The 24,669-nt window shown below is 70.1% G+C and carries 21 protein-coding genes, 1 tRNA gene and 2 riboswitches; of the genes, 10 read left to right on the top strand and 12 right to left on the bottom strand.

Annotated features, from left to right (window positions below):
- Window positions 1–7 precede the first annotated feature (7 nt).
- A complete protein-coding gene (locus ACK4K7_RS13480; RefSeq protein WP_431866759.1) occupies window positions 8–2,584 on the top strand; it encodes a DUF2339 domain-containing protein in 2,577 nt (858 codons plus the stop codon).
- Window positions 2,585–2,629: 45 nt separating this feature from the next.
- Here ACK4K7_RS13480 and ACK4K7_RS13475 read toward each other — a convergent pair.
- Window positions 2,630–2,706 (bottom strand) — tRNA-Pro (locus ACK4K7_RS13475).
- Between the two features lie 154 nt (window positions 2,707–2,860).
- Between ACK4K7_RS13475 and yajC the strand changes: the two genes are divergently transcribed.
- From yajC to ACK4K7_RS13455, 4 genes are all read left to right on the top strand, one after another.
- Window positions 2,861–3,196, top strand: coding sequence for a preprotein translocase subunit YajC (gene yajC, locus ACK4K7_RS13470; protein ID WP_431866757.1), 336 nt, complete (start codon window positions 2,861–2,863; stop codon window positions 3,194–3,196).
- Window positions 3,197–3,199: 3 nt separating this feature from the next.
- Window positions 3,200–4,795, top strand: a complete 1,596-nt coding sequence (secD, locus tag ACK4K7_RS13465) for a protein translocase subunit SecD (RefSeq protein ID WP_431866756.1) — start codon at window positions 3,200–3,202, stop codon at window positions 4,793–4,795.
- 67 nt (window positions 4,796–4,862) lie between these two features.
- Window positions 4,863–5,867 carry a protein translocase subunit SecF gene (gene secF / locus ACK4K7_RS13460; protein WP_431866754.1) on the top strand — a complete coding sequence of 335 codons (1,005 nt, stop codon included), beginning with the start codon at window positions 4,863–4,865 and terminating at the stop codon, window positions 5,865–5,867.
- Window positions 5,848–6,222, top strand: a complete 375-nt coding sequence (locus ACK4K7_RS13455) for an Mth938-like domain-containing protein (RefSeq protein ID WP_431866753.1) — start codon at window positions 5,848–5,850, stop codon at window positions 6,220–6,222. The genes secF and ACK4K7_RS13455 overlap by 20 nt, the downstream gene beginning before the upstream one ends.
- Before the next feature lie 40 nt (window positions 6,223–6,262).
- Here the strand turns inward: ACK4K7_RS13455 and ACK4K7_RS13450 are convergent, their stop codons facing one another.
- Entirely contained in the window at window positions 6,263–7,543 is a 1,281-nt protein-coding gene (locus tag ACK4K7_RS13450; protein ID WP_431866751.1) for a glycosyltransferase, read from the bottom strand.
- Window positions 7,544–7,661: 118 nt separating this feature from the next.
- On the opposite strand from ACK4K7_RS13450, the gene ACK4K7_RS13445 reads away from it, so the two are divergent.
- Together ACK4K7_RS13445 and recN are read left to right on the top strand one after the other, a co-directional pair.
- A complete protein-coding gene (locus tag ACK4K7_RS13445) occupies window positions 7,662–8,447 on the top strand; it encodes an outer membrane protein assembly factor BamD (RefSeq protein ID WP_431866750.1) in 786 nt (261 codons plus the stop codon).
- Between the two features lie 75 nt (window positions 8,448–8,522).
- Entirely contained in the window at window positions 8,523–10,175 is a 1,653-nt protein-coding gene (gene recN, locus ACK4K7_RS13440; RefSeq protein WP_431866748.1) for a DNA repair protein RecN, read from the top strand.
- Window positions 10,176–10,538: 363 nt separating this feature from the next.
- Here recN and ACK4K7_RS13435 read toward each other — a convergent pair whose 3' ends face one another.
- Window positions 10,539–10,781 (bottom strand): DUF6894 family protein, encoded by a 243-nt coding sequence (locus ACK4K7_RS13435; protein WP_431866747.1) that lies wholly within the window; start codon window positions 10,779–10,781, stop codon window positions 10,539–10,541.
- A 119-nt stretch (window positions 10,782–10,900) separates the two neighbouring features.
- Between ACK4K7_RS13435 and ACK4K7_RS13430 the strand changes: the two genes are divergently transcribed.
- The gene (locus tag ACK4K7_RS13430; RefSeq protein ID WP_431866745.1) at window positions 10,901–11,230 is read left to right on the top strand and encodes a DUF6491 family protein; all 330 of its coding nucleotides are present in this window, start codon (window positions 10,901–10,903) and stop codon (window positions 11,228–11,230) included.
- An 85-nt stretch (window positions 11,231–11,315) separates the two neighbouring features.
- Here the strand turns inward: ACK4K7_RS13430 and ACK4K7_RS13425 are convergent, their stop codons facing one another.
- From ACK4K7_RS13425 to gcvT, 8 genes are all read right to left on the bottom strand, one after another.
- Window positions 11,316–13,820, bottom strand: a complete 2,505-nt coding sequence (locus ACK4K7_RS13425; protein ID WP_431866744.1) for a TonB-dependent receptor — start codon at window positions 13,818–13,820, stop codon at window positions 11,316–11,318.
- Window positions 13,821–13,971: 151 nt separating this feature from the next.
- A complete protein-coding gene (locus tag ACK4K7_RS13420; RefSeq protein WP_431866742.1) occupies window positions 13,972–14,613 on the bottom strand; it encodes a queuosine precursor transporter in 642 nt (213 codons plus the stop codon).
- Window positions 14,614–14,679: 66 nt separating this feature from the next.
- Window positions 14,680–15,291 (bottom strand): DUF938 domain-containing protein, encoded by a 612-nt coding sequence (locus tag ACK4K7_RS13415; protein WP_431866740.1) that lies wholly within the window; start codon window positions 15,289–15,291, stop codon window positions 14,680–14,682.
- A complete protein-coding gene (locus ACK4K7_RS13410; RefSeq protein ID WP_431866738.1) occupies window positions 15,288–15,959 on the bottom strand; it encodes a TMEM175 family protein in 672 nt (223 codons plus the stop codon). Before ACK4K7_RS13410 ends, ACK4K7_RS13415 begins: the two co-directional genes overlap by 4 nt.
- A gap of 71 nt (window positions 15,960–16,030) precedes the next feature.
- On the bottom strand, window positions 16,031–17,653 hold the full coding sequence (gene gcvPB, locus ACK4K7_RS13405) for an aminomethyl-transferring glycine dehydrogenase subunit GcvPB (RefSeq protein ID WP_431866800.1): 1,623 nt from the start codon (window positions 17,651–17,653) through the stop codon (window positions 16,031–16,033).
- A gap of 29 nt (window positions 17,654–17,682) precedes the next feature.
- Window positions 17,683–19,041: an aminomethyl-transferring glycine dehydrogenase subunit GcvPA gene (gene gcvPA, locus ACK4K7_RS13400; protein WP_431866736.1), complete on the bottom strand. Its 1,359-nt coding sequence runs from the start codon at window positions 19,039–19,041 to the stop codon at window positions 17,683–17,685.
- Window positions 19,042–19,087: 46 nt separating this feature from the next.
- Entirely contained in the window at window positions 19,088–19,459 is a 372-nt protein-coding gene (gene gcvH, locus ACK4K7_RS13395; RefSeq protein WP_431866735.1) for a glycine cleavage system protein GcvH, read from the bottom strand.
- Window positions 19,456–20,562: a glycine cleavage system aminomethyltransferase GcvT gene (gene gcvT, locus ACK4K7_RS13390; RefSeq protein WP_431866734.1), complete on the bottom strand. Its 1,107-nt coding sequence runs from the start codon at window positions 20,560–20,562 to the stop codon at window positions 19,456–19,458. Before gcvT ends, gcvH begins: the two co-directional genes overlap by 4 nt.
- Before the next feature lie 52 nt (window positions 20,563–20,614).
- Window positions 20,615–20,726, bottom strand: a riboswitch (glycine riboswitch).
- Window positions 20,727–20,824: riboswitch (glycine riboswitch) on the bottom strand. It abuts the riboswitch before it with no gap.
- A 450-nt stretch (window positions 20,825–21,274) separates the two neighbouring features.
- On the opposite strand from gcvT, the gene bfr reads away from it, so the two are divergent.
- Complete coding sequence (gene bfr / locus ACK4K7_RS13385) at window positions 21,275–21,754, top strand: bacterioferritin (RefSeq protein WP_431866798.1); 480 nt, start codon at window positions 21,275–21,277, stop codon at window positions 21,752–21,754.
- Between the two features lie 33 nt (window positions 21,755–21,787).
- Here bfr and ACK4K7_RS13380 read toward each other — a convergent pair whose 3' ends face one another.
- Entirely contained in the window at window positions 21,788–23,935 is a 2,148-nt protein-coding gene (locus ACK4K7_RS13380) for a M13 family metallopeptidase (protein ID WP_431866732.1), read from the bottom strand.
- Window positions 23,936–24,031: 96 nt separating this feature from the next.
- Here ACK4K7_RS13380 and ACK4K7_RS13375 point away from each other — a divergent pair, with 96 nt between their 5' ends.
- Entirely contained in the window at window positions 24,032–24,658 is a 627-nt protein-coding gene (locus ACK4K7_RS13375; protein ID WP_431866731.1) for an OB-fold-containig protein, read from the top strand.
- Window positions 24,659–24,669 lie beyond the last annotated feature (11 nt).

Here is a 24,669-nt window from a genome sequence, read left to right as displayed (position 1 = left end):
CGAGCCTATGTGGCTGATCCTCATCGTTTTGGTGGGCGCGTTCCTGTTCGCCATGCTCGAGCAGCGCAGGCTCGCCCGAAGGGTGGAGCGGCTGGAGGCGGAGATCGGGATCGTCCGCGCGCTGGCCGAGGCGCGGCGGGCCGCGCCCGAAGCGGACATGCGCGAGGTCGAGCCCGCCCCCGAGGCGATACCGGAGCGGCGGGCGCCGCTGTTCGTCGAACGGGCGGCCGACCCGATCCCGGCGCGGACCTGGGCCGAAGACGACAGCTTCAGGGACGAGGCGGACGGGGCGGACGAAGCCGACGAGGCGCCGTCGCAGTCGCTGTCCGGCTGGTTCGAGCAGATGGTGGGCGGGCGGCTGCTGATCTGGGTCGGCGGCGCGGCCCTGGTGCTGGCGGCGGTCTTCCTCATCCGCCATTCGATCGAGATCGGGCTGGTGACGCCGGAGCTGCGCATGATCGGCGCGGCTTTGTTCGGGCTCGTCCTGCTCGGCGCCGGCGAATATGCGCGGCGCGGCCGCTTCCTCGCCGAGGATCCGCGGGTGGCGCAGGCGCTGGTCGGCGCCGGGCTCGCCGTCCTCTACGCGGCGGCTTATGGCAGCCACATCCTCTACGGCCTGATCGGCGCGGGGCTCGCGTCGGCGCTGATGCTGGCGATCACGCTGGCGGCGCTCGGCCTGTCGCTGAGGCACGGCGCCCCGACCGCGGCGATGGGCCTGATCGGCGGCTTCCTGTCGCCGCTGCTGATCGGCAACGCCGATGCGGGCGCGGTGCCCCTGCTCGTTTATCTGGGCTTCCTCAACGCCGCCATCTTCGCGCTCGCCTGGTCGCGCGGCTGGCCGTGCCTAGCCGCGGCGGCGGTGGCGGGAAGCTTCCTGTGGACCGGCGCGCTGTCGCTGGCGCCGGCGATCGAGCCGGTGGCGATCGGCCTGTTCGTGATCGCCTTGTGCCTCGCGGCGGCGTTGGCCCGGCCGCCGGGCACGCACCGGCTGGCGCTGGCGCCGGCGACCGGGCTGGGCCTCGTCCAGGTCGCCATCGTCACCGCGGCGGCGCCGGAGCCGCTCGGCTGGCTGCTCTATCTGCTGCTCGCCGGCGCGGCGATGGCGCTGGCGGCGCTGCGGCGGGAACAGCTTTATGCCGCGCCGCTGGCGCTCGCGCTGCTGCTGGTGCTGCTCGCCGACGCGGGGGCGGGAGCCGAGCCGGCCCTGGCCGCGGCGGCGGGAACCCTGCTGTTCGGCGGCGCGGGCGCGGCGCTCGCCCGGCGGGGCGACCGGCTTGTCTGGACCGGGGTCGCGGCCGCCGGGATCGCGGGACCGGCGCTCCTGCTGCGCCTCGCGACGCCCGCGCTGCTGGCGCGGCCGGCCTGGGGCGCGCTGTTCCTCGCGCTGGCGGCGGCCGCGGCGGCGATCGGCTGGAGCCAGCGCCGCCACGCGAGCGAGGCGCCGGGCGATCTCGGCCTGCTCGCCGCGGCCGGCGCGGCGGCGGCGCTGGCGGCGGCGGCGGCCTACGACCTGCTGCCCGGACAGCTGCTCGTCGCCGCCTGGCTGATCGTCGCGGTCGCGGCGGCGCTGGCGGCGCGGCGGCTGCGCGACGGGGCGCTGGCGATGATCCCGGCGGTGCTGCTGGTGGCGGCGGGGCTGCGCGCGCTGGCGATGGTGCCGGAACTGGGCGAGGCGCTGGCGACGGCCTTGCTCGGGATGCCGGTGCTGACCGAGGTACTGCCCCCGCCCGCCGCGGCGGGCTGGGCGCTGCTGCTTCCGGCCGCACTGCTCGCCCTGTTGTGGGCGGCGCTGCCGGCGGAGCCGGCGGGGCTGCGGCGGTCGGCGGCGATCCTGGGCGGCGCCTTCGCGACGCTGGGCGCCTATATCCTGTTCAAGCAGATGTTCGGCCTGGCCGACCGCGACGATTTCGTGGCGCGCGGCTTCGCCGAGCGGACGGCGATCACGCAGGCGCTGTTCCTCGCCGGCTGGCTGCTGGCCGGGCTCGGCGTCGGGCGGCGCTGGCTGGGAGCGGACCAGCTCGCGGTGGCGGGAACGGCGCTGACCGCCTTCGCGGCGGTGCGGCTCGTCTGGTTCGACATGCTGGTGCTCAATCCCTGGGTCGCGGCGCAGCATGTCGGCGCGCTGCCGGTGCTGAACCTGCTCCTGCCCGCTTATCTGCTCGGCGCCTTCTGGCTCTACGCGGCGCGGCGGCGCGCGACCCGGCCGGGCGCGGCGGGGCTGTGGCTGATCCTGTCGCTGGCGAGCCTGGGCCTCGGCGCGCTGCTGATGGTGCGGCAGAGCTTCCAGGGGCCGATCCTGACCGGGCCCGGAATGCCGCTCGCCGAATTCTATCTCTATTCGCTGGCCGGGCTGCTGGTGTCGATGCTGCTGATGGGCGCGGGCGTCCGGCTGCCGGACAAGGGGCTGCGGGTGGCGGGCCTCGCCGCGCTCACGCTCACCATCCTCAAGGTGTTCCTGGTCGACGCGTCGGAGCTGGAAGGCGTGCTCCGGATCCTCTCCTTCCTCGGCCTCGGCATCGCCTTGATCGGGATTGGAAAGCTCTACGGCACCGTGCTGAAGGCGGAGCGCGGGCGGGAGCGGTGAGGCGCAAGGCGGCCGTCCCCCGAGAGGACGGCCGGCTGAATGCGATGGTCGGAGCGACTGGATTCGAACCAGCGACCCCCACACCCCCAGTGTGATGCGCTACCAGGCTGCGCTACGCTCCGACCGCGGGGGCCATGTAGGCCGGTGAAAGAGGGAAGGCAAGCGGCCCCGCGCCTCCCCCAGCCCTTGCTTGCGCAGGCGGCGCTTCCCATGATAGTCGCGCGGCCTTGCCGAAAGGCGCCCCGGGGCGCCCACCTCTCATCCAGGTAGACGTGAATGTTCGAAACCCCAGCCTATGCCGCAGCGGGCGGCGCCGCAGCCGGAGGAGCCGGCGGCTTCTTCGCGGGCATCTTTCCGCTGCTCCTCATCTTCGTCATCTTCTACTTCCTGCTGATCCGTCCGCAGGCGCGGCGCATGAAGCAGCACCGCGAGATGATCGCGGCGGTGAAGCCGCGCGACACCGCGGTCACCGGCGGCGGCGTGGTCGGCAAGGTCACCAAGGTCGAGGACAATGAGGTCGAGCTGGAAATCGCCCAGGGCGTGCGGATCAGGGTGATCAAGGGCATGCTGAGCGACGTCCGCCCCCACGGCGCCAAGCCGGCGAACGACTGAGCCATGCTCGATTTCCCCCGCTGGAAGATCTGGGGCATCTCGATCATCCTGATCGTCGGCGTGCTGCTGTCGGTCCCGAGCTTCGTCCCCGAGCGGCACCTCCAGGGCCTGCCCAACTGGATGACGGCGCGCATCAATCTCGGCCTCGATCTCGCCGGCGGCAGCCACCTGCTGCTCGAGGCGCAGACCGAGGACGTCGCGCGCCAGCGGCTGGAGCAGATGGAAGAGGCGATCCGCCTCGAAATGCGCCGGCAGCGGCCGCGCATCGAGATCGGCGAAGTGTCGACGGCGGGCGGCCAGCTGAGCTTCCTGGTGCGCAACCCGGCGCAGGTCGACGCCGCCGCGGAACTGGCGCGCGGCCAGACCCAGCCGGTCGGCCTCACCGGCCAGCGCGACTGGAACGTCAACGTCGTCGACACCACCCGCGTGGTGATGCGGCCGACCGAGGCGGGCATCAACGACGCGATCGAGCGGGCGATGGAGACGGCGACCGAAGTGGTCCGCCGCCGCATCGACGAACTCGGCACGCGCGAGCCCACCATCATCCGCCAGGGATCGAACCGCATCGTCGTGCAGGTGCCGGGCCTTCAGGACCCCGAAGCGCTGAAGGCGCTGCTCGGCCGGACCGCGCGGCTCGAATTCAAGCTGGTCGATCTCACCGCCACGCCGGAGCAGCTGGCGCAGGGCCGCGCGCCGGTGGGCAGCCAGATCCTCCCCTACCCCACCTCGCCGGCCGGCGTGATCGCGGTCCAGCGGCGGGCGATGGTGACCGGCGACCAGATCAACGAGGCGATCCAGGGCTTCAGCCCGCAGACCAACGAGCCTGTCGTCAACATCCGCTTCGACGGCGAAGGCGGCCGCCGCTTCGCCCGCGTGACGCAGGAGAATGTCGGCCGGCCGTTCGCGATCATCCTCGACGACGTCGTCATTTCCGCGCCCAACATCAACGAGCCGATCCTGGGCGGATCGGCGCAGATTTCGGGCGGCTTCACCGTCGAGAGCGCGAACGAGCTCGCCATCTCGCTGCGGTCGGGCAAGCTGCCCGTCGAGCTGACGGTGGTGGAGGAGCGGACCGTCGGGCCGGACCTCGGCGCCGATTCGATCCGTTCGGGCACGCTCGCCGGCATCATCGGCACGGTCGCGGTGCTGGTGTTCATGATCGCGGTCTACGGCCGCTTCGGCGTCTATGCGAACATCGCGCTGATCCTGAACGTCTTCCTGATCCTGGGCATCATGGCGGCGCTCAACGCGACGCTCACCTTGCCCGGTATCGCCGGCTTCGTGCTGACGATCGGCGCGGCGGTCGACGCCAACGTGCTGATCAACGAACGCATACGCGAGGAGCAGCGAAGGGGCCGCAAGGTGGTGGACGCGGTGGCGACCGGCTACCGCGAAGCGCAGCGCGCCATCTTCGACGCGAACATCACCAACGTGATCGCGGGATCGCTGCTCTTCTATTTCGGTTCGGGCCCGGTGCGCGGCTTCGCGGTGGTGCTGGTGATCGGCATCATCACCTCCGTGTTCACCGCCGTCACCGTGACGCGGATGTTCGCCGCCTTGTGGCTGCGCCGCGCGCGGCCGAAGGAGCTGGTGATATGACGCGCCGCTTCGCCACCGCCCTCATGTCCACTCCGGCCGCGGCCGGAGCGACGGGAAGAGATTGACCATGCGCCTTCTGAAACTCGTTCCCGAGACCACCAATATCGGCTTCGTCCGCTGGCGGAACGTGGCGATGCTCATCTCGCTGCTGATGATCATCGGCTCGGTCGCGCTGGTCGCGACCCGCGGCCTCAACCTCGGCATCGACTTCGTCGGCGGCCAATCGATGCGGGTGACCTTCCAGGAATCCCCGCCCCTCGACCAGCTGCGCAGCCAGGTGTCGGGCCTAGGCTATGGCGAAGGCGTCATCCAGGAGGAGTTCGGGACGCCGGGCGCGCAGACCGAGGGCCATACCGTCACCATCCGCATGCCGCTGCCCCAGACCGGCGGCGAGGAGGCGGCCAACGTGGCGGCGCAGCAGCTGCGCCAGCTGGTGGAGCAAGGCTATCCGGGCGCCCGCATCGAATCGGTCGAGACCGTGTCGGGCAAGGTGTCGAACGAGCTGTTCCGCGCCGGCGGCCTCTCGCTGCTGTTCGCGATGATCGCCATCTCGATCTACATCTGGGTGCGGTTCGAATGGCAATTCGGCGTCGGCGCGCTGTTCGCTCTGTTCCACGACGTGGCGCTGACGTTCGGGTTCTTCGCGCTCACTCAGCTCGAGTTCAACCTCAACATCGTCGCGGCCTTGCTCACGATCATCGGCTATTCGCTGAACGACACGATCGTCGTCTACGACCGCATTCGCGAGAATCTGCGCAAGTATCGCAAGATGGCGATCGAGCCGCTGCTCGACCTGTCGATCAACGAGACGCTGGCGCGCACCATCATGACCAGCCTGTCGATGCTGATCGCCCTGTTCGTGCTGTTGATGATGGGCCCGGACGTGATCTTCGGCTTCGTCGCGGCGATCCTGCTCGGCATCATCATCGGCACCTATTCGTCGGTCTATATGGCGGCGCCGATCCTCATCTGGCTGAAGGTCGGTCCGCACAGCTTCCTGCCCAAGGACGCCGGCCCCGCCGAGCGGATGCCGGCCGGGCGCAACGAAGGCTATGATGGCGCCCAGGTTTGAGCGCGACCCGCAGGCGAGCGGCCCGGTCGTCCAGGGCTTCGCCGCGGGCGGCTTCACCGTCGACGGCGGCGTCTACCGGGCGCTGCTGCTGACGCCGGACAGCGCCCATGGCTGGGAGCCGCCGGCGCTCGCCGAGCTCGAGATCGGCCATCTGGAGGCGCTGCTCGGCGGCGGGCCGGAATTCCTGCTGCTCGGCACCGGCGCGAAGATGGCCTTCCCGCCCCGCCGCCTGGTCCGCGACCTCGAGGCGCGCGGCATCGGCATCGAAGCGATGGACAGCCGCGCCGCCGCCCGCGCCTGGGGCATGCTCCGCGCCGAAGACCGCCGCATCGTCGCCGCCCTGCTGCCGCTCTAGCCCCCTCCCCAGGAGAGGGGCTTTTTGCGGCGCGCGGCCCTTAGCCCTCTCCCCCCGGGAGAGGGTTGGGTGAGGGTCCTGGCGGCAGCGAGAAGGTCGCGGCGTTTCCGACAGCTCCGGTCGCCCTCGCCCCGGCCCTCTCCCGGGGGGAGAGGGGGTTGTCCTCGACGCAGCGGCGGAGGTGGGTTTCCAGTTCCTGCGCGTTGCGGCCCCAGCTGAAGCGGGTGGCGGCGGCGCGGACGTCCTGCTGCGGCGGCGGGGCGGCGAGGAGGTCGCGGACGGCGGCGGCGAGCGCTTCGGGGGTGCGGTCGGCGAGGCGGCCGGCGGCGGGGCGGTCGATCACCTCGCGGGCGCCGCCGACGTCGGGCGCCACCACCGGGGTACCGCTGGCGAGCGATTCCACCCAGACGTTGGCGAGCCCTTCGGAGCGGCTGGGGTGCAGCATCACGTCGGCGGCGGCGAGCAGGCGGGCGACGTCGTCCTGCGGTCGCGGGCCGAGGATGCGGACGCGAGACCCAAAGGGCCGGGCCAGCGCCTCGAGCCGCTCCCGCTCCGGTCCTCCGCCGACGAGGATGAGATGCGCGTCCTCCGGCAGATGCGCCAGGGCGGCGATGGCGAGATCCTGCCCCTTGAGCGGGATGAGCGCGCCGGCGGTGACGATGAGCGGCCCCGATATGCCGAACGCGGCCTTGGCGGCCGCCCGGTCCCCGGGGCGGAAGCGGTCGAGATCGACGCCGGTATGATGGACGAACAGCCGGTCGCGCGGCAGGCCGAGCGCCGCCAGGTCCGCCGCCATCGCCGCGCTGACCGCGAACAGGGCCGAGGCGGCCCGGCCGGCGTCCTCGATCTCGGCGCGGACGGCGGACTGCCGGCACCAGTAATGGATGTCGCTGCCGCGCGCCTTCACGGTGAAGGGCACGCCGAGCGCGCGGGAGAGACGCATCGCCGCCGGGCCGTCCGGCCAGAAGAACTCGGCGTCGATCACGTCGAACCGGAAGCGATCGCGCAGGTCGCGCAGGACCGGGAGCAAGGCGGCGGCCATGGCGGCGGCGGTGCGCGCCTGCGGCGCCTTCGGCCAGACCCGGTAGCGCGGGCGGTGGACGCGAAGGCCGTTCCAATCCTCGACGAGCGGGAGCGCGGCGCGGCGGGCATAATGCGGATGGCGCACCAGCGGCCAGACGGGCAGGCCGACCGGCGCCACCACCGCCACCTCCACGCCCGGGCGCGCGGCGAGAGCCCGGGTCTGCCGCTCGACGAACAGACCCAGATTCGGCTCGGCCCCGTTCGGGAACAAGGTGGCGAGGGTGAGAACGCGCAGCATCGAGCGCCTTCTAAACCCACGCGCTTTTCAAGAGCGTTAAAGTGTCGTTCAGCCCCCTCCCCCTTATCTCCATCTGTCCGCTTGGCCTGTGCCAATGCCTCAGCTAAGAAGCCCTCCCATGCACAGATTTCCCCGTCCGATCGCCGCCATCGCGCTTGTCGCCGCCCTGATGCCGCTCGCCGCCTGCGCCGGCAATCAGAACCGCAGCCGCGCCGACACGCGCTACGTCGCGCTCGACGTCAACACGCTCTACAACGCCGCGCGCCAGCGGCTGGAGCAGCGGCGCTATGCCGAAGCGGCGGCGATCTTCGACGAGGTCGAACGCCAGCATCCCTATTCGGTGTGGGCCCGCCGGGCGCAGCTGATGAGCGCCTTTTCCTATTATGCGGCGCGCGAGCATACCAAGTCGATCGAATCGGCGCGGCGCTTCCTCGCCATCCATCCCGGCAACCGCGACGCGCCTTACGCTCTCTATCTGGTGGCGCTCAATTATTACGAGCAGATCAGCGACGTTCGCCGCGACCAGGCGGTGACGCGCCAGGCGGAGGAATCGCTGGGCGAGCTCGTCCGCCGCTATCCCGACACCCGCTACGCCGCCGACGCGCGCGAGAAGCTGGCGCTGGTCCGCGACCATCTCGCCGGCAAGGAGATGGAGGTCGGCCGCTTCTACCAGCGCCGCAACCAGTGGCTCGCCTCGGTGGTGCGCTTCCGCACCGTGCTCGACCAATATGCGGAATCGACCCATGCGCCCGAGGCGCTGATGCGGCTCACCGAATCCTATCTGGCGCTCGGCATCCCGGACGAGGCGCGCCGTTCGGCCGCCGCGCTGGCGCAGCGGGCGCCCGACAGCCAGTGGAACCGCCGCGCCCAGGCGCTGGTGCAGCGCCACGCCTCGGCCGGCTGACGGCGGGCGAAAGACCCGGGCCGCGGGCGCATCCGGGGCATTTCCGGCGGGCGGCGGATCGCCTAAGAACGGGCCATGCTGACCCGCCTCTCCATCCGCGACGTGGTGCTGATCGAGACGCTCGATCTCGAATTCGGGCCGGGCCTGGGCGTCCTCACCGGCGAGACCGGGGCGGGCAAATCGATCCTGCTCGACGCGCTCGGCCTGGCGCTCGGCGCCCGCGCCGATTCGGGGCTGGTGCGCGCCGGCCAGGCGCAGGCGGTGGTGTCGGTCAGCTTCGATCTCCCGCCCGATCATCCCGCCCATCGCCTGGTCGCCGAGAACGGGCTGGAGGGGGAGCCGGGCGAGCCGCTGCTGGTGCGGCGCATCGTCAAGGCGGACGGCGGCAGCCGCGCCTCGGTCAACGACCAGGCCGCGTCGGCGGGGCTGCTGCGCGAGCTCGGCGCGCTGCTGGTGGAAATCCACGGCCAGCATGACGATCGCGGCCTCCTCAATCCGCGCGGCCACCGCGCGCTGCTCGACGCGTTCGGGCGGATCGACACGGCGCCCGCGGCGGCGGCCTGGCGGACGCTGAGCGCGCTCGAGGAGAGGCTGGCGGCGCTGCGGGCCGATTTCGACGCCGCCGAGCGCGACCGGGAATGGCTGGAACATGCCGTCGCCGAGCTGAAGCGACTGGCGCCGGAGCCGGGCGAGGAGGAATCGCTGGCGAGCCTGCGCGCGTCGATCCAGGCGGGCGCGCGGCTGGGCGAGGATCTCGCCGCCATCGACGCGCTGCTGCAGGGCTCCGACGGCGGATTGTCGCAGCTGCGCCAGGCGGCGCGGCGGCTGGACCGGATCGCCGCCGAACATCCGCTGCTGGGCGAGGCGCTGTCGGCGCTCGACCGGGCGGTGATCGAAGGCGCGGAAGCCGAGGACCGGCTGGAGCGGGCGCGCGAGGCGCTGTCCTTCGACCCGCAGCGGCTGGAGGAGGCGGAGGCGCGGCTGTTCGAGCTGCGCGGCGTCGCGCGCAAGCACCGGGTGGAGGCGGACGCCCTCCCCGCTCTGGCGGCGGAGCTGGCCGCCCGGCTCGACGCGATCGACGCCGGCGGAGACCGGATCGCCGCGCTGGAACGCGAGATCGCCGCCGCGCGCGCCGATTACGACCGCCATGCCGACGCCCTCGCCGCCGCCCGGCGCGCGGCGGCGGCGCGGCTCGACGCGGCGGTGGCGGGGGAGCTGGCGCCGCTGAAGCTCGACGCCGCCCGCTTCCGCACCGCCTTTTCGCCGGCCGAGCCGTCCGCCGCCGGCCGCGACCGGGTGGAGTTCGAAATCTCGACCAATCCCGGCGCCCCGTTCGGCGCCTTGTCGAAGATCGCATCGGGCGGCGAATTGTCGCGCTTCATCCTGGCGCTGAAGGTCGCGCTGGCCGAGGAAGGCGGCGCCGGCACGATGATCTTCGACGAGATCGACCGCGGCGTCGGCGGCGCGGTGGCGAGCGCGATCGGCGAGCGGCTCCACCGCCTGGCCGGCAACGGCCAGGTGCTGGTCGTCACCCACAGCCCGCAGGTCGCCGCGCGCGGCGCCCGCCACCTCCTCATCGAAAAGAGCCATGACGGGCTGGTCAGCCGGACCAGCGTGACGGCCCTCGACGCCGCCCGCCGCCGCGAGGAGATCGCCCGCATGCTGTCGGGCGCCGAGATCACCGACGAGGCGCGCGCCCAGGCGGGGCGGCTGATGGAAGCGGCGTGAGTGGGACGAACGCGCAGGGCAACGCCGACTCGGTCGGCAACGGCTAAGTTCAGGAAGGTTCGGCGTGCGGGAAAAATTCCGTCGATCAGTCGCGCTCCTTTGATCGACCGGGGCGATGAGTGAAGCGCGATCAGGTTCGTAGGACATGGCGCTTTGAACCACAAAGGTTCACCTGTAGGAAAGTGATTTTTGAGGTGCGTGCTTGCGCGACCGTCCCTCGTCCTCCCGCCGAATGCCCCTCCACTACCACTGCGGGTGGTCCCCCTCCCCATGGAGCTTCGCTCCACAGGGAGGATGGTGAGGCGTTGCGCCGGAGCTCGGCGCGGGTTCGAAAGCCTGCCGGGAGAGGAGTTCGGCGAAAGCTCACCGCGTCAGTTCGACCACCTCGATCAGCGGCAGCGACAGCACCTCGCGGCCGACCTCGTCCTCCACCTGGATCGAGTGGTCGGCCGCCTCGAAGGCCTCGTCGATCCGGGCGACGATCAGGTCGCGGGCGCTGCGGAAGGCGTGGTACCAGGCGGCCTCCTCGTCCGGGAGGTCCGATCCTTCCTCGTCGGTCCGGCAACCCTGCTGCTCATGTTGCAGATGGAAGTAGAAGCGGGGCATGCGGCAAGAACCATCGGCGAGCCTCGGCGGTTGCGGGAAAAGAGGGTAAAGCCGGGGTTAAGCTCGAAAAAGCCAATCGGGTCACCATCCTGGCCCCGTCATCCGAAAGGAGCCCCCTCATGATCGGCGCCCTTGCCGCCCTCGCCCTCCTCGCCCCCGCCGCGCCGGCCGCCGCGGCGGCGGAGACCTCGATCCCCAACGCCCGCAGCGACGGCATCCACGAATGGCAGGCCGACGGCAATCGCGGCCTCTACATCCGCAGCCTCGACGGCGACTGGTATTATGCCCGCACGCTCGGCCCCTGCGGCCGGCTGCGCACCGCCGTCTCGATCGGCATCGAGACGCGCGGCGGCGATTCGCTCGACCGCAACGGCGCCATCCATGCCGAAGGCTGGCGCTGCCAACTCGAAAGCCTGGTCCGCGCCGAAGCCCCGCCGAAGCGCCGCTGACCCAGGCCGGCCCCGGCCGGAACGCAAAAAGAAAGGGCCGCGGCGGAAGCCGCGGCCCTTCTTTGTTGGCGATCGGCCCCCCCGCTTAGAAAGCGAGGTTGAAGGTGCCGATGAAGGTGCGGGGCGCGCCCGGCGTGAAGTTCGGGTTGCCGCCCACGTCGATGCGGGTGCTGATGTTCCCGAAATACTTCTTGTCGAACAGGTTGTGGACGTTGAACTGGAAGTAGCTCCGGTCCAGCCCGAGGCCCGCCAGACCGACCCGCGCGTCGAGGTCGAACAGCGCGTAGCTCTTCACCACCACGTCGTTGAGGTCGGTCGCGAAGCGATCGTCCACCCACTTGCCCTGGAGCCCCAGCTCGACCGGTCCGAGCTCGACCTGCGCCCGGCCGCCGAACTGCCATTCCGGCGTTTCGGGGACGAACTTGCCGCGGGTCGGCGAAGTGGTCGGGACACCGGCGATGGCGCCGACGACCACGTCCTCCTGGAAGCGCGCGCTGATGTAGGAAGCGAGCGCGTAGAGGGTGACGGCGCGGGTCGGCTGCACCGCGATCGATCCGTCGAAGCCGTAGCTCTTCACCTTGCCGACGTTACGGTCGACCGAGATGCCGAGCTCCTGGTCGAACGAGGTGATGATGCGGTTACGGTAGCCGATATACCAGCCCACCGCCTGCGCCTGCACCCAGCGGCTGTTGTAGCGCACGCCGGCATCGAACGCGTCGGTGGTCTCCGGCTCGATGTTGACGCGGGGCGCGCGGTACAGATTGTCCGTGCGCGGCGCCGAGAAGCCGCGGGCATAGCTCGCGAACATGTTGATGTTCTCGGTGAGGTAATAGGTCAGGCCGAGGTTCGGCAGCACCGCGTTGAACTCATATTCCGCCTCGAACGGCGCGAAGAACCGGCCGCTCGGGATCGGACCCGGCGCGTTCGGCGCCACGATCTGCCCCGGACCGCCCGGCTGGCTGGTGCAGGTGGCAAAGCCGCTGCCGCCGGTCTGGGTGAAGCAGAAATTGTTGAGTTCGCGCTTGAAGAAGGGCGCGCGCACGCCGGCTTCGACGCGCAGGCGGTCTTCGAAGAAGCGGCCGATATACTGACCCGAAATCTGGTTCAGGAGCGCGATCGACAGGCGGTCGCGCTGCTGCAGCTGGAAGCCGTCGGCGGCGAGCACCGGCCGGCCGTTGCGGCCGCCGAACGGATTTTCCGGGAAGCCGCCCGGGCCCATATAGCCCCACTCGCCGGTCTGCCGGTGACGGCCGCGGTCGAAGGTGTAGGCGATACGGACGCGGTGCTGCGGCGCGAAGTTCCAGATCAGCGAGCTGGTGAGGCCCCAGCGGCGGGTGTTGGTGTTGTTCGGCGTGTAGAACTGGATCGTGTCCAGGAAGTCGCCGTCGCCGTTGAAATCGACGCCCGGCGCGTTCGACGCGCCGCGGGCGATCGCGCTGTTCTCGGCCAGGGTCGAGATGCCGCCGCCGTTGGCCAGCGTGTACTGGAAGCTCGGATCGATCGTCAGGATCAGGCCGTCCGCCAGCGTGAAGCGCGACTGGGCGCGGATGTTGCCGGTGTCGGACGGGTTGATGCGGACGCCGAAGAAGCTGGTGCAGATCGGCGTGGTGCCGGTCGGCGTGGTGGTTTCGCGCTGGGCGCCCGGGCCGCCGGGAAGGGCCGGCCGCTGGCAGAAGCGGTCGTTCTCGAAGTCGTAGATGGCGCGCCACTGCGGATCGGTGAAGTCGCCGAGGACCAGCGGGTTGGCCGGCGTGATCGCCGGGTTGGCCGGAACGGTGAAGCCCGCGCCGGCGCCGAGCGTGCGCAGATCGCCGATACCCGGGTTGCGGTAGAAATTGTTGCGGTTGCGGTTGTAGTGCGCCGACACCGAAATGAAGTCGTTGCCGCCCAGCGGCTGGTAAATGCGGGCGTTGAACTGGCGCTTGTCGATTTCGCCGGGGCCGCGGAACTTGTCGTTCTGCGCGATGCTGCCCGCCACGAAGGCGCGAGTGCCCCAGGGGCCGATCTCGCCGGTGTCGAACATCGCGAAGCCGCGGGCGAAGTTGAAGCTGCCGCCCGACAGAGCGAGGCGGGCGCCCATCTCACGCGAAGGCAGGCGGGTGCGGTAGTTGACGGTGCCGCCGGCGGCCGAAGCGGTCGGGCTGTCGACGTCGGTCTGGCCCATGTTGACGTTGACCTGCTCGATCAGTTCCGGATCGAGCTGCTGGTTCGAATAGATGGCGTAGTTGCCGGTGTCGTTGAGCGGCAGGCCGTCGAAGGTCAGCGAGATGCGGTTGCCGTCGAAGCCGCGGATGCGGATGTTGCCACCGGACGAGCCGAAGGCGTCGTTCTGTGTGAAGTTCACGCCCGGAACGAGGTTGATGACGTTGAGGATGGTCTGGCCCGGCGCCTGACGCTCGATCAGCTGCTCGGTGATGACCTGCTGGGCCTTGCCCGTGTCGGGGACCACGATCCCTTCGACGCCCTGCGTGGTGCGGGCGCCGGTGACGACGATGGCATCTTCGATTTCCAGCGTACCGGTCGACTGGGCAAAGGCGGATGCAGGAAGGACGAGCGCCGTCGTGGCGCACAACAAGGCAGTCTTATTCATGATATGGTTCCCCAACCCCGAATCTCCGCGATTCGGCTCTTTGTGTAAGGCAATCGCGCGGTGCCCCCTTAGTGTGACCGGATCGTGACAGCTACTGCGGCTCGTCGAAAGCTTGCGCGGCGCGGCAAAAATGCCACACCTTTTCCGGCACTCAGGCGGCGCGGTCCAGCCGGCGGCCGAGCGCGACGAACAGGTAGATGAGCGGCGGCACCATCACCAGCGACAGCACCACCTTGGCGATCAGCTGCCCGGCCAGCAGGCCGCCGATCGGGAACACGCCGTAAAAGGCGACGGTGATGAAGATCAGCGTGTCGACCACCTGCGACAGCACGCTGGCGACGCCGGCGCGCAGCCACAGCATCCGCCCGGTCCCGCTTTTGAGCCGGGTGAAGATGGTGACGTTCAGGATCTGGGAGATGCCGTAGGCGAGGATGCCGCCCAGCCAGATGCGCGGCGTCGCCGCCATCATCAGGTTGAACGCCTCCAGCCGCTCCGCCTCCATCTTGCCCGACGCGGGCAGGCCGAGGACGAGCAGGGTCAGCGCCAGCGACACGAGCAGCGGCACGAAGCCGACGATCACCAGCTTGTTGGCGACCGACCGGCCGTGCAGCTCCGCCGTCGCGCTCGACGTGACGACCAGCATCAGGAAGGCGAAGATCCCGGCCTCCACCGCCAGCGGCCCGAGCGCCACCTGCTTGTTGCCAAGGACTCCCGCGATGCAGACCATCCCGCCATAGAAGATGGCGAAGGCGAACAGGGAGCGGGAAAGGGGGAAAGCGGCGCTGTCGGTCACCCGCCGGTGCCTAGCCGGTTTGCACCCGCTCCGGAAGCGCTTTTCCGGCCCCCGCCGCGTCAGCAGTCAGTCCCGCCGCAGCACCACCGACAGGTTGTTGGCCGGCATCTCCAGCACCGCGTCCAGGCGAAGGCCGTGGCGTTCGGCTTCGGCGACCACCTCCTCGAGCCGGCGCACGCCCCATTCGGGGTTGCGCGCTCGCAGCGAGGCGTCGAACGCCTCGTTGGACGGCGCGGTCTCTACCCCGTCGCGGCGATAGGCGCCGTAGAGATAGAGCGGGCAGCCGCGGCCGAGCAGCCGGCCGGCGCCGCGCATCAGCCCGACGGTGGCCGCCCAGGGGCTGATGTGGATCATGTTGATGCACAGGATCGCGTCGGCGCGCTCCACCAGCCAGCCCTCCGCGACCGCGTCGAGCGGCACCGGTGCCAGCAGGTTCGGCAGGTCCTCCGCCCCGCGCCAGGCGTCGATCGACCGAAGCGCCACGGGATCGGCGTCGCTCGGCTGCCAGAGCAAGTGGGGAAAGGCGCGTGCAAAGGCGAGCGCATGTTCGCCGCTGCCGCTGGCAATCTCCAGCACCAGGCCCTCGTCGGGCAGGATGCCGCGAAGCACGTCGATGATCGGACCGGTGTTGCGCGCCACATGCGGCGCGCTGCGGCGGGCATCGCTGCCTCCGGTCATTCGGCGGCTCCGGCCAGCTCCGGCGCCGGATCGGCCGCCCGCGTCTTTTTCCCGTCCCAGTCGTAGAGAGCGGCGAACAGGCCGATGGTGATCGGCAACGTGGCGTAGGGCCAGGGCGCCGCCCGCTCGGTGGCGTCGAAAAGGGACAGCAGCATCGACAGCAGGCCGGTCGCGGTCAGGATCGACCAGATGACGATCTCGCCGCGGAGCTGCCGCCGCCCGTCGGGGCCGAGCGCCGGATTGCGCCGCGCCTCGGCGAACAGGCCGGTCACGACCGCCGCCATCGCCGCGAAGCCCGCGCCGTAGATGGTGAACAGGCTGCCGACGTCGCCATGGAAGCGGAGCCCCGGCGCGCCGAGCACGGCGCTCAGCGACAGCGCCATCGCCTGAAGCGGCCGAACGTAAACGAGGACGAGGAAGATGAGGATGAAGGTCAAGAGCACCGACACCCAGTCGCCCTCGCCCCGGTAGCGGCGCCAGCGCACATGGGTGAACCAGAACATGCCGATGATCGCAAAGCCGATCGCGAAGGCCGGCAGCTCCGCCATGGCGGCCGCGAGCCCGTCCAGATTCTCCGGCACCCCGCCCCGCCCGATCACCAGCAATGTGAGCGCGAAAGCGAACGCCGCGTCGGTGAACCCGTCCAGCCTGTCCGTCACGCCCGCCATGGGGAGGAGGGTAGTTGAGGCACAGAGGGGTGGCAAGGCGCCCTACTCCTCCCCGTCCCGGGGAGGAAAAGCTACTCCGCCGCTTCGCTCTGCACCGAGGGTTTCCACACCAGGACCGGCTTCCTGGCCGCCTGTGTCTCGTCGAGGCGGCGGCGCGGCGCGTGGAGCGGGGCCTGTTTCAGGCTCTGGTCGCCGGCCTTGGCGCGCTCCGCCACGCTGCGCAGCGCGCCGATGAACTGGTCGAGAGCCGCCTTCGACTCCGTCTCGGTCGGTTCGACCAGCATCGCGCCGTGGACGACCAGCGGGAAGTACATGGTCATCGGATGGTAGCCCTCGTCGATCAGCGCCTTGGCGAGATCGAGCGTGGTGAGGCCGCCGCCGAAGCCTTTGTCGGAAAACAGGGCCTCGTGCATGCACGGCCCGCTGGCCGCGAAGGGCGCGTCGAGCACGTCCTCGAGGCTGCGAAGCACGTAATTGGCGTTCAGCACCGCATCCTCGGCGACCTGCCTCAGGCCGTCGGCGCCGTGGCTCAGGATATAGCTCAAGGCGCGGGTGAACATGCCCATCTGGCCGTGGAAGGCGGTCATTCGGCCGAAGGTCGATCCGTGATGCTCGCCGGCCGTCTCCTCCTCGATCAAGGCGTAATGGTCGCCCTGCTTCTCGACGAAGGGCAGAGGCGCGAACGGCGTCAATGCCTCCGAGAAGACCACCGGGCCCGAGCCCGGCCCGCCGCCGCCATGCGGGGTGGAGAAGGTCTTGTGGAGATTGATGTGCATCGCGTCGATGCCGAGGTCGCCCGGTCGGACGCGGCCGACGATGGCGTTGAAATTGGCGCCGTCGCAATAAACGAGCCCGCCCGCCTCGTGCACCGCGTCGGAGATCGCCTTCATGTCGGGCTCGAACAGGCCGCAGGTGTTGGGATTGGTGATCATCACGCCGGCGACGTCGGGCCCGAGCCGCGCCGTCAGCGCCGCGAGGTGGACCCGCCCTTCGGGCGTCGCCGGAATGTCCTCGACGCGATAGCCGGCGAAGGCGGCGGTGGCGGGGTTGGTGCCGTGCGCGCTTTCGGGCACGAGGATCACCTCGCGCGCATCGCCCCGCGCTTCGAGCGCGGAGCGGATGGCGAGCAGGCCGCACAATTCGCCATGCGCGCCGGCCTTGGGGCTCATCGCGACGCTGTGCATGCCGGTGAGGCGGATCAGCCATTCGCCGAGCACATTGATCAGCTTCAGCGCGCCCTGCACCGTGTCGGTCGGCTGCAGCGGGTGGATGTCGGCGAAGCCGGGAAGCCGCGCCATCTTCTCGTTGAGGCGCGGATTGTGCTTCATCGTGCACGAGCCGAGCGGGAAGAGGCCGAGGTCGATCGCGTAATTCTGGCGGGAAAGCCGGGTATAATGCCGCACCGCCTGCGGCTCCGACAGGCCGGGAAGACCGATCGGCGCGGTGCGGAGGAGGCCTGCGAGGCGCCCCGGGGAGAGGGAGGAGTCGGGCAAGTCCGAACCGGACTCCCCCCTCTCCCTGCCGCCGCTTCGCGCCGGCTGTCCCTCTCCCCCTGAAGGGGGCGAGGGGATGTCGAAATCGACGCCCGTCCCCGCTTCCTCGCCCATCTCGAAGATGAGCGGCTCTTCGAGCATCAGCGCGCGGTTGCCGGTGAAGGTCTCCGCTTCGCCGGCGGCGCCGCCGCCCGGCCCCATTTCGGGCTTCCATCCGCTGCGATTGATGCTCACGCCAGTTCCTCCCGGAGCGCGCCCGCGAGCGCCTCCACATCCTCGTCCGTCACAGTTTCGGTGACCGCCACCACCAGCCCGTTCGCGAGCGCCGCCGCGCCCGGATAGAGCCGGCCGAGCGACACGCCGCCGAGCACGAACTTCTCGGCCATCGCCCGCACCACCGGCCGCGCTTCCTTCGACAGGCGCAGGGTGAATTCGTTGAAGAAGCCGTCATTGACCAGCTCCACGCCCGGCACCTGCCCCAGCCGCTCGGCCGCGGCGACCGCCTTCGCGTGGTTGAGCTCGGCCAATTGCCTGAGGCCGGTCTCGCCGAGCAGGGTCATGTGGATCGAGAAAGCGAGCGCGCACAGGCCGCTGTTGGTGCAGATGTTCGACGTCGCCTTCTCGCGGCGGATATGCTGCTCGCGGGTCGACAGGGTCAGCACGAAGCCGCGCTTGCCGTCCGCGTCCACCGTCTCGCCGGCGAGGCGGCCGGGCATCTGCCGCACATATTTGTCGCGGGTCGCGAACAGGCCCACATAAGGCCCGCCGAAGTTGAGGCCGACGCCGATCGACTGGCCCTCGCCGACCACGATGTCGGCGCCCATTTCGCCGGGCGATTTGATGAGGCCGAGCGCCACCGGCTCGGTCACCACCGCGACCAGCAAAGCGCCCTTGGCATGTGCCCGTTCAGCCAGCTCGGATAGGTCGCCGATCCGGCCCAAAATGTCGGGATATTGCACGACGACGCAGCTCGTATCGCCGTCGATCGCCTCGATCAGCCGCTCGACGTCTGTGTCGGGCGACAGCTCGGGGAGCGCCGTCTCCAGCACGTCCCCGGTGAACTTCGCCATCGTCCGGGCGACCGACACGTAATGCGGGTGGAGCCCGGCCGACAGGATCGCCTTGCCGCGCCGGGTGATCCGCCGCGCCATCACGATCGCCTCCCAGCAGGCGGTCGAGCCGTCATACATGGAGGCGTTGGCGACGTCGCAGCCGTAGAGCCGGGCGACCTGGGTCTGGAATTCGAACAGCGCCTGGAGCGTACCTTGCGCAATCTCCGGCTGGTAGGGCGTGTAGCTGGTCAGGAATTCGCCGCGCTGGATGAGATGGTCGACGCTCGCCGGGATGTGATGGCGATAGGCGCCGCAGCCGAGGAAGAAAGGCACTTCCCCGGCGACGACGTTCTGCCGCGCCATCGCGCCCAGCTGGCGCTCGACCGACAGCTCCGAGGCATGGTCGGGCAGGCCTTCGATCTTGCCGGCAAGCCGCGCCGCCTCGGGCACGTCGACGAACAGGTCGTCGATCGAGGCGGCGCCGATCGTGTGCAGCATGTCCGCCCGATCGCGGGCGGAGAGGGGTAGGTAGCGCATCGATTCAAATCCTGACTTCCCCCTCCCGAACGTGGGAGGGAAGCGGTTACAGCGTGTCGAGATAGGCCTTGTAGTCGTCCGCGCCCATCAGGCCCTGGAGCTCGGACGAGTCGGACAGGCGCAGCTTGAAGAACCACCCCTCCCCTTCCGCGTCCGAATTGACCAGCGAAGGATCGTCGACCAGCGCCTGGTTGCCTTCGGTCACCTCGCCCGAGACGGGCGCGTAGACATCGGACGCGGCCTTGACCGATTCGACCACCGCCGCCTCGCCGCCCTTGCTCACCTGGCGGCCGGCCTCGGGCACCTCGACGAACACGACGTCGCCCAACTGGCCCTGCGCATGATCGGTGATGCCGACGGTGGCGCTGTCGCCCTCGACGCGGATCCACTCATGCTCCTTGGTGTAATAGACGGTCATTTGCCGGCTCCCTTGCGGTGATAGCGATGCGGGACGAAAGGCGTGGGAACGACCCGCGCCTCGAAAATCTTGCCGCGCGACGCGAGGCGGACGGCGCCGCCCTCCACGGCCATGGCGGCGGGCACATAGGCCATGGCGATCGGCGTCTCCAGGCTGGGCGAGAAGCCGCCGCTCGTCACCTTGTCGACCTCGTCGCCGTCGCCGTCCACCACCATCGCGCCCTCGCGCACCGGCTGGCGGCCCTCGACGGCGAGGCCGACGCGCTTGCGGATCGGACCGTCGGCCAGTTCCTTCGCGATGCGGTGCCAGCCCGGAAAGCCGCCCTGCTCGCGCCGCCGCTTGGAGATGGCGAAGCCGAGATCGGCCTCGACCGGAGTCGTGTCGGTGTCGAGATCGTGACCGTAGAGCGGAAGCCCTGCCTCGAGCCGCAGCGAATCGCGCGCGCCGAGGCCGATCGGCTTCACTTCCGGCTGGCCGGCGATCAGTTCGGCGATCTCCTCGGCCCGCGCGGCCGGGAGCGAGATTTCGAAGCCGTCCTCGCCGGTATAGCCCGAGCGGCTGATCCAGCAGGTGGCACCGCCGAGATCGAAGCTGCCGCCGGTCATGAAGGTCAGCGCCTCCACTCCCGGCGCGAGCCGCGCCAGCGCGTCCACCGCCTTTGGCCCCTGCAGGGCGAGCAGCGCCTGCTCCTTCATATGGTCGAGCACCACGCCGGCCGGCAATTTGGCTTCGATATGCGCGATGTCGCCATGCTTGGTGGCGCCGTTCACCACCAGGTAGAAATGGTCGCCGCGGCGGGTGACCATCAGATCGTCGATGATCCCGCCCTCCTCGGTCAGCAGCAGCGAATAGCGCAGCCGCCCTTCCTTCAGGATCGACAGGTCGGCGGGGAGCAGGCTTTCGAGCGCCGCCTCGGCGCCCGCGCCGGCGACGATCAGCTGGCCCATGTGCGACACGTCGAACAGGCCGGCGCTTTCCCGCGTCCAGCGATGCTCGGCGATGATGCCTTCATATTGTATCGGCATCTGGTAGCCGGCGAACGGCACCATGCGCGCGCCGCGCCGGCGGTGCCAGGAATCGAGAGGGAGGCTCAGGTCGCTCATCAGGGTCACTCCGCATCGCCGGGGCGCGCTCCCGCGTTGCCGCGGCAGCATCCACACCCCCTCTGTCACGGGACCTGAGAGCTTTCCTCCGGCCGCAGCCGGAATTACCCCTTCGGTGGGACGAGACGCGCCCGAGGCACGCGCCGTCCGCTTTCCAGAGTGTCCTGTTCCGCGCGGTCCTTCTGCCTGAGAGATTCCGGGGCGGTTGCTCCTTCGGCGGCGGCCCGGCTCGCGCCGACCCGCTCTCTCCCGCGCGTCCTGAAGACCCCTCGGCCATGACGCAGCCCATGGCGCAAGTCAATCGCCGCGCGCTGCCCGGGAGGCCGCGAATCGGTCGGGCCGCTCGCCCGGTCCCGCGGCGCGACGAGCCGAGCTGCCGAATCAGCACAATCGCTATTGCGAACGTTTCTCATTAGCGTTATTGAAGCAGCCGATCACGGAGTTCGGAATGGTCGTTTGTATCTGCAATGCCCTGAGGGAAAGCGACGTGCGGGCGGCCGCGCGCGGGGGGGCTGCGTGTCCCACCAGCGCCTATCGCGCCTGCGGCACGAAGCCGCGTTGCGGGCAATGCTTCTCATTCGCACGTCAGATCATCGCCCAGGAACGTGCGACTGCCTAGCAAGAGCAGCGAATTTTTGGCGGATTTCCGCCATTTCTGACTGTATTTCGCCGCCGCCTTCGGCTATCTGACCGCCAGAAGATGGAGGTCAATATGAAGGGCGACGAACAGGTCATCCGCCACCTTAACGACACGCTCAAGAACGAGCTCACCGCGGTCAACCAATATTGGCTGCACTACCGCATGCTCGACAATTGGGGCGTGAAGCGGCTCGCCCAATATGAGCGCGAGGAATCGATCGACGAGATGAAGCATGCCGACAAATTGTCGGAGCGGATCCTGTTGCTCGAAGGCCTTCCCAATTTCCAGATGCTCGGCCGGCTGCGCATCGGCGAGACGGTGGAGGAAATCCTCCGCGCCGACCTGGAGCTGGAGCGCGAGGCGGTCGCGCAGCTGAAGGAAGCCATCGCTTATTGCGAGACCGTGCGCGACTATGTGAGCCGCGAGCTGTTCGTCGAGATCCTCGAGAGCGAGGAAGGCCATATCGACACGATCGAACAGCAGTTCGAGATGATCGAGCGCATGGGCCTTCAGAACTACATCCAGCTCCAGTCCACGCCGATCGAGGCGTAAGGCGCCGCCGCCCGCACGGCGGGCGGCGGACCCTCACCAGATCCGGATCCGCTCCTCCGGCGGCAGATAGAGACGGTGTCCCGGCCGCACGCCGAAGGCATCGTACCAGGCGTCGTGGTTGCGCACTGACCAGGTCCGCCACCGGCTGGGCGAATGGACGCCGCTGATCACCGCCCGGCGCAGCTCCTCCTCGCGGAAGGCGACGCGGTTGACCTGCGCGCGGCCCATGAAGAAGCGCTGGTCCCCGGTGAAGCCGTCCAGCACCGGCGCCGGTCGGCCGCGGAGCGACAGGCGGTAGGCGTCATAGGCGACGGCGAGGCCGGCATTGTCCGCGATATTCTCGCCCAGCGTCTGCGCGCCGCGGATGTTGAGGCCGGGCAGCGCCTCATAGCCGTCATATTGCGCGACCAGACGCTGGGTGCGGGCGCGGAAGGCGGCGACATCGGCGTCGGTCCACCATTGGACGAGCCGGCCTTCGGGATCAAAGCGGCTGCCCTGATCGTCGAAATGGTGGCTGATCTCGTGCCCGATCACATAGCCGATCGCGCCGTAATTGACGGCCGGGTCGGCGTTGGGATCGAAGTGCGGCGGCTGGAGATAGGCGGCCGGGAAGACGATCTGGTTGTTGGCGAAGCTCGCATAGGCATTGGCGGTGATCGGCATCATCCACCATTCGCTGCGGTCGACCGGCTGATCGATGCGCGACAGGCGGCGGGCGAAGTCCCATTCGGAGGCGCGGTGGAAATTGCCGTAGGCGTCGCCGGCGCGGACATCGAGCCCGTCATAGCTGCGCCACGTGTCGGGATAGCCGATCATCGGGGTGAAGGCGGCGAGCTTGGCGCGCGCCTTGGCCCGGGTCTCGGGCTGCATCCAGTCGAGATTGGCGAGCCGCCGGTCCATCGCGGCGATCACGTTCGCGACCAGCTCGTCCATCGCCGCCTTGGTGGCGGGCGGGAAGTGGCGGTCTATGTAGGGTTTGGAGACGGCGTCGGTCAGCGCGACGGCGGTGAGCTCCACCGCCTGCATCCAGCGCGCCGGCGCCTCGCTCGCGCCGCCGAGCACCCCGCCCGAGAAGGCGAATTCCGCCTCCGTGAAGGCGCGGGGCAGCACCATCGCCCGGTCCTTGGCGAGGCGCAGCGTCAGCCAGTCCTTGAGCACCGGCAGCGGCGTTTCGCCCCACAGCCGGGCGATGCCGGCGATGGCGCCGGTCTCGCCGACGATCAGGCTCGGGCGGGCGGCGAGGCCCGCCCCGTACAGGAACGCGCGCCAGTCGAGCCCCGGCGCCTCGGCCTGAAGCTGGGCGAGGCTGCGCGGATTGTAGGTCTTCTCCGCGTCGCGGGCGTCGGCGAGCGGCCAATGCGCCTCGGCGATGCCGCGTTCGAAGCGATAGACCGCCTCGGCCCGCGCGCCCGCTTCGGCCTCCGGCACGCCCGACAGGCGCAGCATCGTCGCGATATGGGCGCGATAGGCGTCGCGGTTGCGGGTCGAGGCGGCGTCGTCCTTCAGATAATAATCGCGGTTGGGCATGCCGAGGCCGCTCTGGCGCAGCACCGGAATGTAGCGGTCGGGCTGGCGCGCGTCCTGGGCGACGCCGAGCGCCACCGGCGACGGGAAGTAGCGCGGCATGCGTCCGACCGGCGGCGTACCGGTCCAGGCGCGGGTCAGCCGCCCCATCTCGCGGGCGAGCGCCGCGCGGTCGGCGGCGGCGAGGACAGGCGCGAGTTCGGCGCGGAGCGGCGCGTTGCCCTTCGCGTCGATCGCCGCCTGGTCCATCAGGCTGGTCCAATAATCGGCGACCCGCGCCTCGTCCCCCGCCAGAGCCGTGCGCCGTCCGGCCATTTCGTCGAGGATGACGCGGACCTGCGAGGCGGCGAGGTCGTTCAGCCGCGTCACCTGCCCTTCCGAGCCGCGGTCGGGCGGGATGACGATGTTTCGTTCCCAGCCGCCGTTCACGAACTGCCAGAAATCGTCGCCGGGATGGACGGAGCGGTCCATGCCGGCGAAATCGACCCCGAACGTGCCCCAGGCCGCCTGGCCGCGCGGTTCGGCGGCGGCACTTGCGGGCGGATCGGCGGCGGCGGCGGCACAGCCGGCAAGCGCGAGGGCGGCGAACGGGACGATGAGGCGCATGACGATCTCCTTCGGCAGGCGCAGCATGGCGGGCGCGGACGCCTCCGGCAAGGGCTTCGGAAAAGCGCCTGGAGCAGAGCGCAACCTGCGGTTTCCGCTGGATAAAGTCGGGGTGCGCGGTTAGCCTTCCGACTCGAGGGAGGGGGCATGTTGGATTTTCTGCTGGCGCCTGAGAACCTGCCGTTCGCGGCGGCGCTCGTGCTGATGCTGCTGATCGGCCTCGTCGAGGCGGTCGGCCTCGGCGCGGGCGGAGCGGCGGACATCGACGCCGAGATGCCGGACCTGCTCGGCTGGCTGGGTGTCGGGCGGGTGCCGCTGCTGATGCTGATCGTCGTCCTGCTGGCGCTGTTCGGCCTGCTCGGCCTCGGCCTGCAGCAGCTGGCGGAGGCGCTGCTCGGCGCGCCGCTCTCCCCCTGGCTGGCGGCGCCCGTCGCCTTCCTCGCCTCGCTGCCGCTGCTCGGCATGTGCGCGCGCGGGCTGGAGCGGATCCTGCCGCGCGACGAGACCACCGCCGTCGGGCTGGAAAGCCTGGTCGGCAAGCGCGCGACCGTCACCATCGGCACCGCCGCGCGCGGCCATCCGGCCCGCGCCAGCGTCCGCGACAGCCACGGCCAAATCCATCATGTGATGGTGGAGCCAAATGACGATCTCGGCCGTGTTCAGGCCGGCGAGACCGTCCTCCTCGTCCGCCGCGAAGGCGGCATCTTCATCGGCCTGGCCGAAGGCGACGCGCTGATCCCGCGCCTCGACGACCGCCCGGCGATCACCGGTTGAGCCCAAGGGAG

This window comes from Allosphingosinicella sp., from assembly GCF_046295735.1.
Lineage (GTDB): Bacteria > Pseudomonadota > Alphaproteobacteria > Sphingomonadales > Sphingomonadaceae > Allosphingosinicella.
Note: the sequence above shows the minus strand (reverse complement) of the source record. Positions and strands in the feature narration are given on the sequence as shown.

What these genes read in the sequence shown, in the direction of transcription:
- secD (WP_431866756.1), top strand. Translation starts at nt 3,200, where the DNA reads ATGCTCGATTTCCCCCGCTGGAAGATCTGGGGCATCTCGATCATCCTG.
- ACK4K7_RS13430 (WP_431866745.1), top strand. Translation starts at nt 10,901, where the DNA reads ATGATCGGCGCCCTTGCCGCCCTCGCCCTCCTCGCCCCCGCCGCGCCG.
- ACK4K7_RS13445 (WP_431866750.1), top strand. Translation starts at nt 7,662, where the DNA reads ATGCACAGATTTCCCCGTCCGATCGCCGCCATCGCGCTTGTCGCCGCC.
- ACK4K7_RS13415 (WP_431866740.1), bottom strand. Translation starts at nt 15,291, where the DNA reads ATGACCGGAGGCAGCGATGCCCGCCGCAGCGCGCCGCATGTGGCGCGC.
- yajC (WP_431866757.1), top strand. Translation starts at nt 2,861, where the DNA reads ATGTTCGAAACCCCAGCCTATGCCGCAGCGGGCGGCGCCGCAGCCGGA.
- ACK4K7_RS13480 (WP_431866759.1), top strand. Translation starts at nt 8, where the DNA reads ATGTGGCTGATCCTCATCGTTTTGGTGGGCGCGTTCCTGTTCGCCATG.
- ACK4K7_RS13435 (WP_431866747.1), bottom strand. Translation starts at nt 10,781, where the DNA reads ATGCCCCGCTTCTACTTCCATCTGCAACATGAGCAGCAGGGTTGCCGG.
- recN (WP_431866748.1), top strand. Translation starts at nt 8,523, where the DNA reads ATGCTGACCCGCCTCTCCATCCGCGACGTGGTGCTGATCGAGACGCTC.
- ACK4K7_RS13425 (WP_431866744.1), bottom strand. Translation starts at nt 13,820, where the DNA reads ATGAATAAGACTGCCTTGTTGTGCGCCACGACGGCGCTCGTCCTTCCT.
- ACK4K7_RS13450 (WP_431866751.1), bottom strand. Translation starts at nt 7,543, where the DNA reads ATGCTGCGCGTTCTCACCCTCGCCACCTTGTTCCCGAACGGGGCCGAG.
- gcvPB (WP_431866800.1), bottom strand. Translation starts at nt 17,653, where the DNA reads ATGGGGCCGGGCGGCGGCGCCGCCGGCGAAGCGGAGACCTTCACCGGC.
- gcvH (WP_431866735.1), bottom strand. Translation starts at nt 19,459, where the DNA reads ATGACCGTCTATTACACCAAGGAGCATGAGTGGATCCGCGTCGAGGGC.
- gcvT (WP_431866734.1), bottom strand. Translation starts at nt 20,562, where the DNA reads ATGAGCGACCTGAGCCTCCCTCTCGATTCCTGGCACCGCCGGCGCGGC.
- ACK4K7_RS13410 (WP_431866738.1), bottom strand. Translation starts at nt 15,959, where the DNA reads ATGGCGGGCGTGACGGACAGGCTGGACGGGTTCACCGACGCGGCGTTC.
- bfr (WP_431866798.1), top strand. Translation starts at nt 21,275, where the DNA reads ATGAAGGGCGACGAACAGGTCATCCGCCACCTTAACGACACGCTCAAG.
- secF (WP_431866754.1), top strand. Translation starts at nt 4,863, where the DNA reads ATGCGCCTTCTGAAACTCGTTCCCGAGACCACCAATATCGGCTTCGTC.
- ACK4K7_RS13375 (WP_431866731.1), top strand. Translation starts at nt 24,032, where the DNA reads ATGTTGGATTTTCTGCTGGCGCCTGAGAACCTGCCGTTCGCGGCGGCG.
- gcvPA (WP_431866736.1), bottom strand. Translation starts at nt 19,041, where the DNA reads ATGCGCTACCTACCCCTCTCCGCCCGCGATCGGGCGGACATGCTGCAC.
- ACK4K7_RS13455 (WP_431866753.1), top strand. Translation starts at nt 5,848, where the DNA reads ATGATGGCGCCCAGGTTTGAGCGCGACCCGCAGGCGAGCGGCCCGGTC.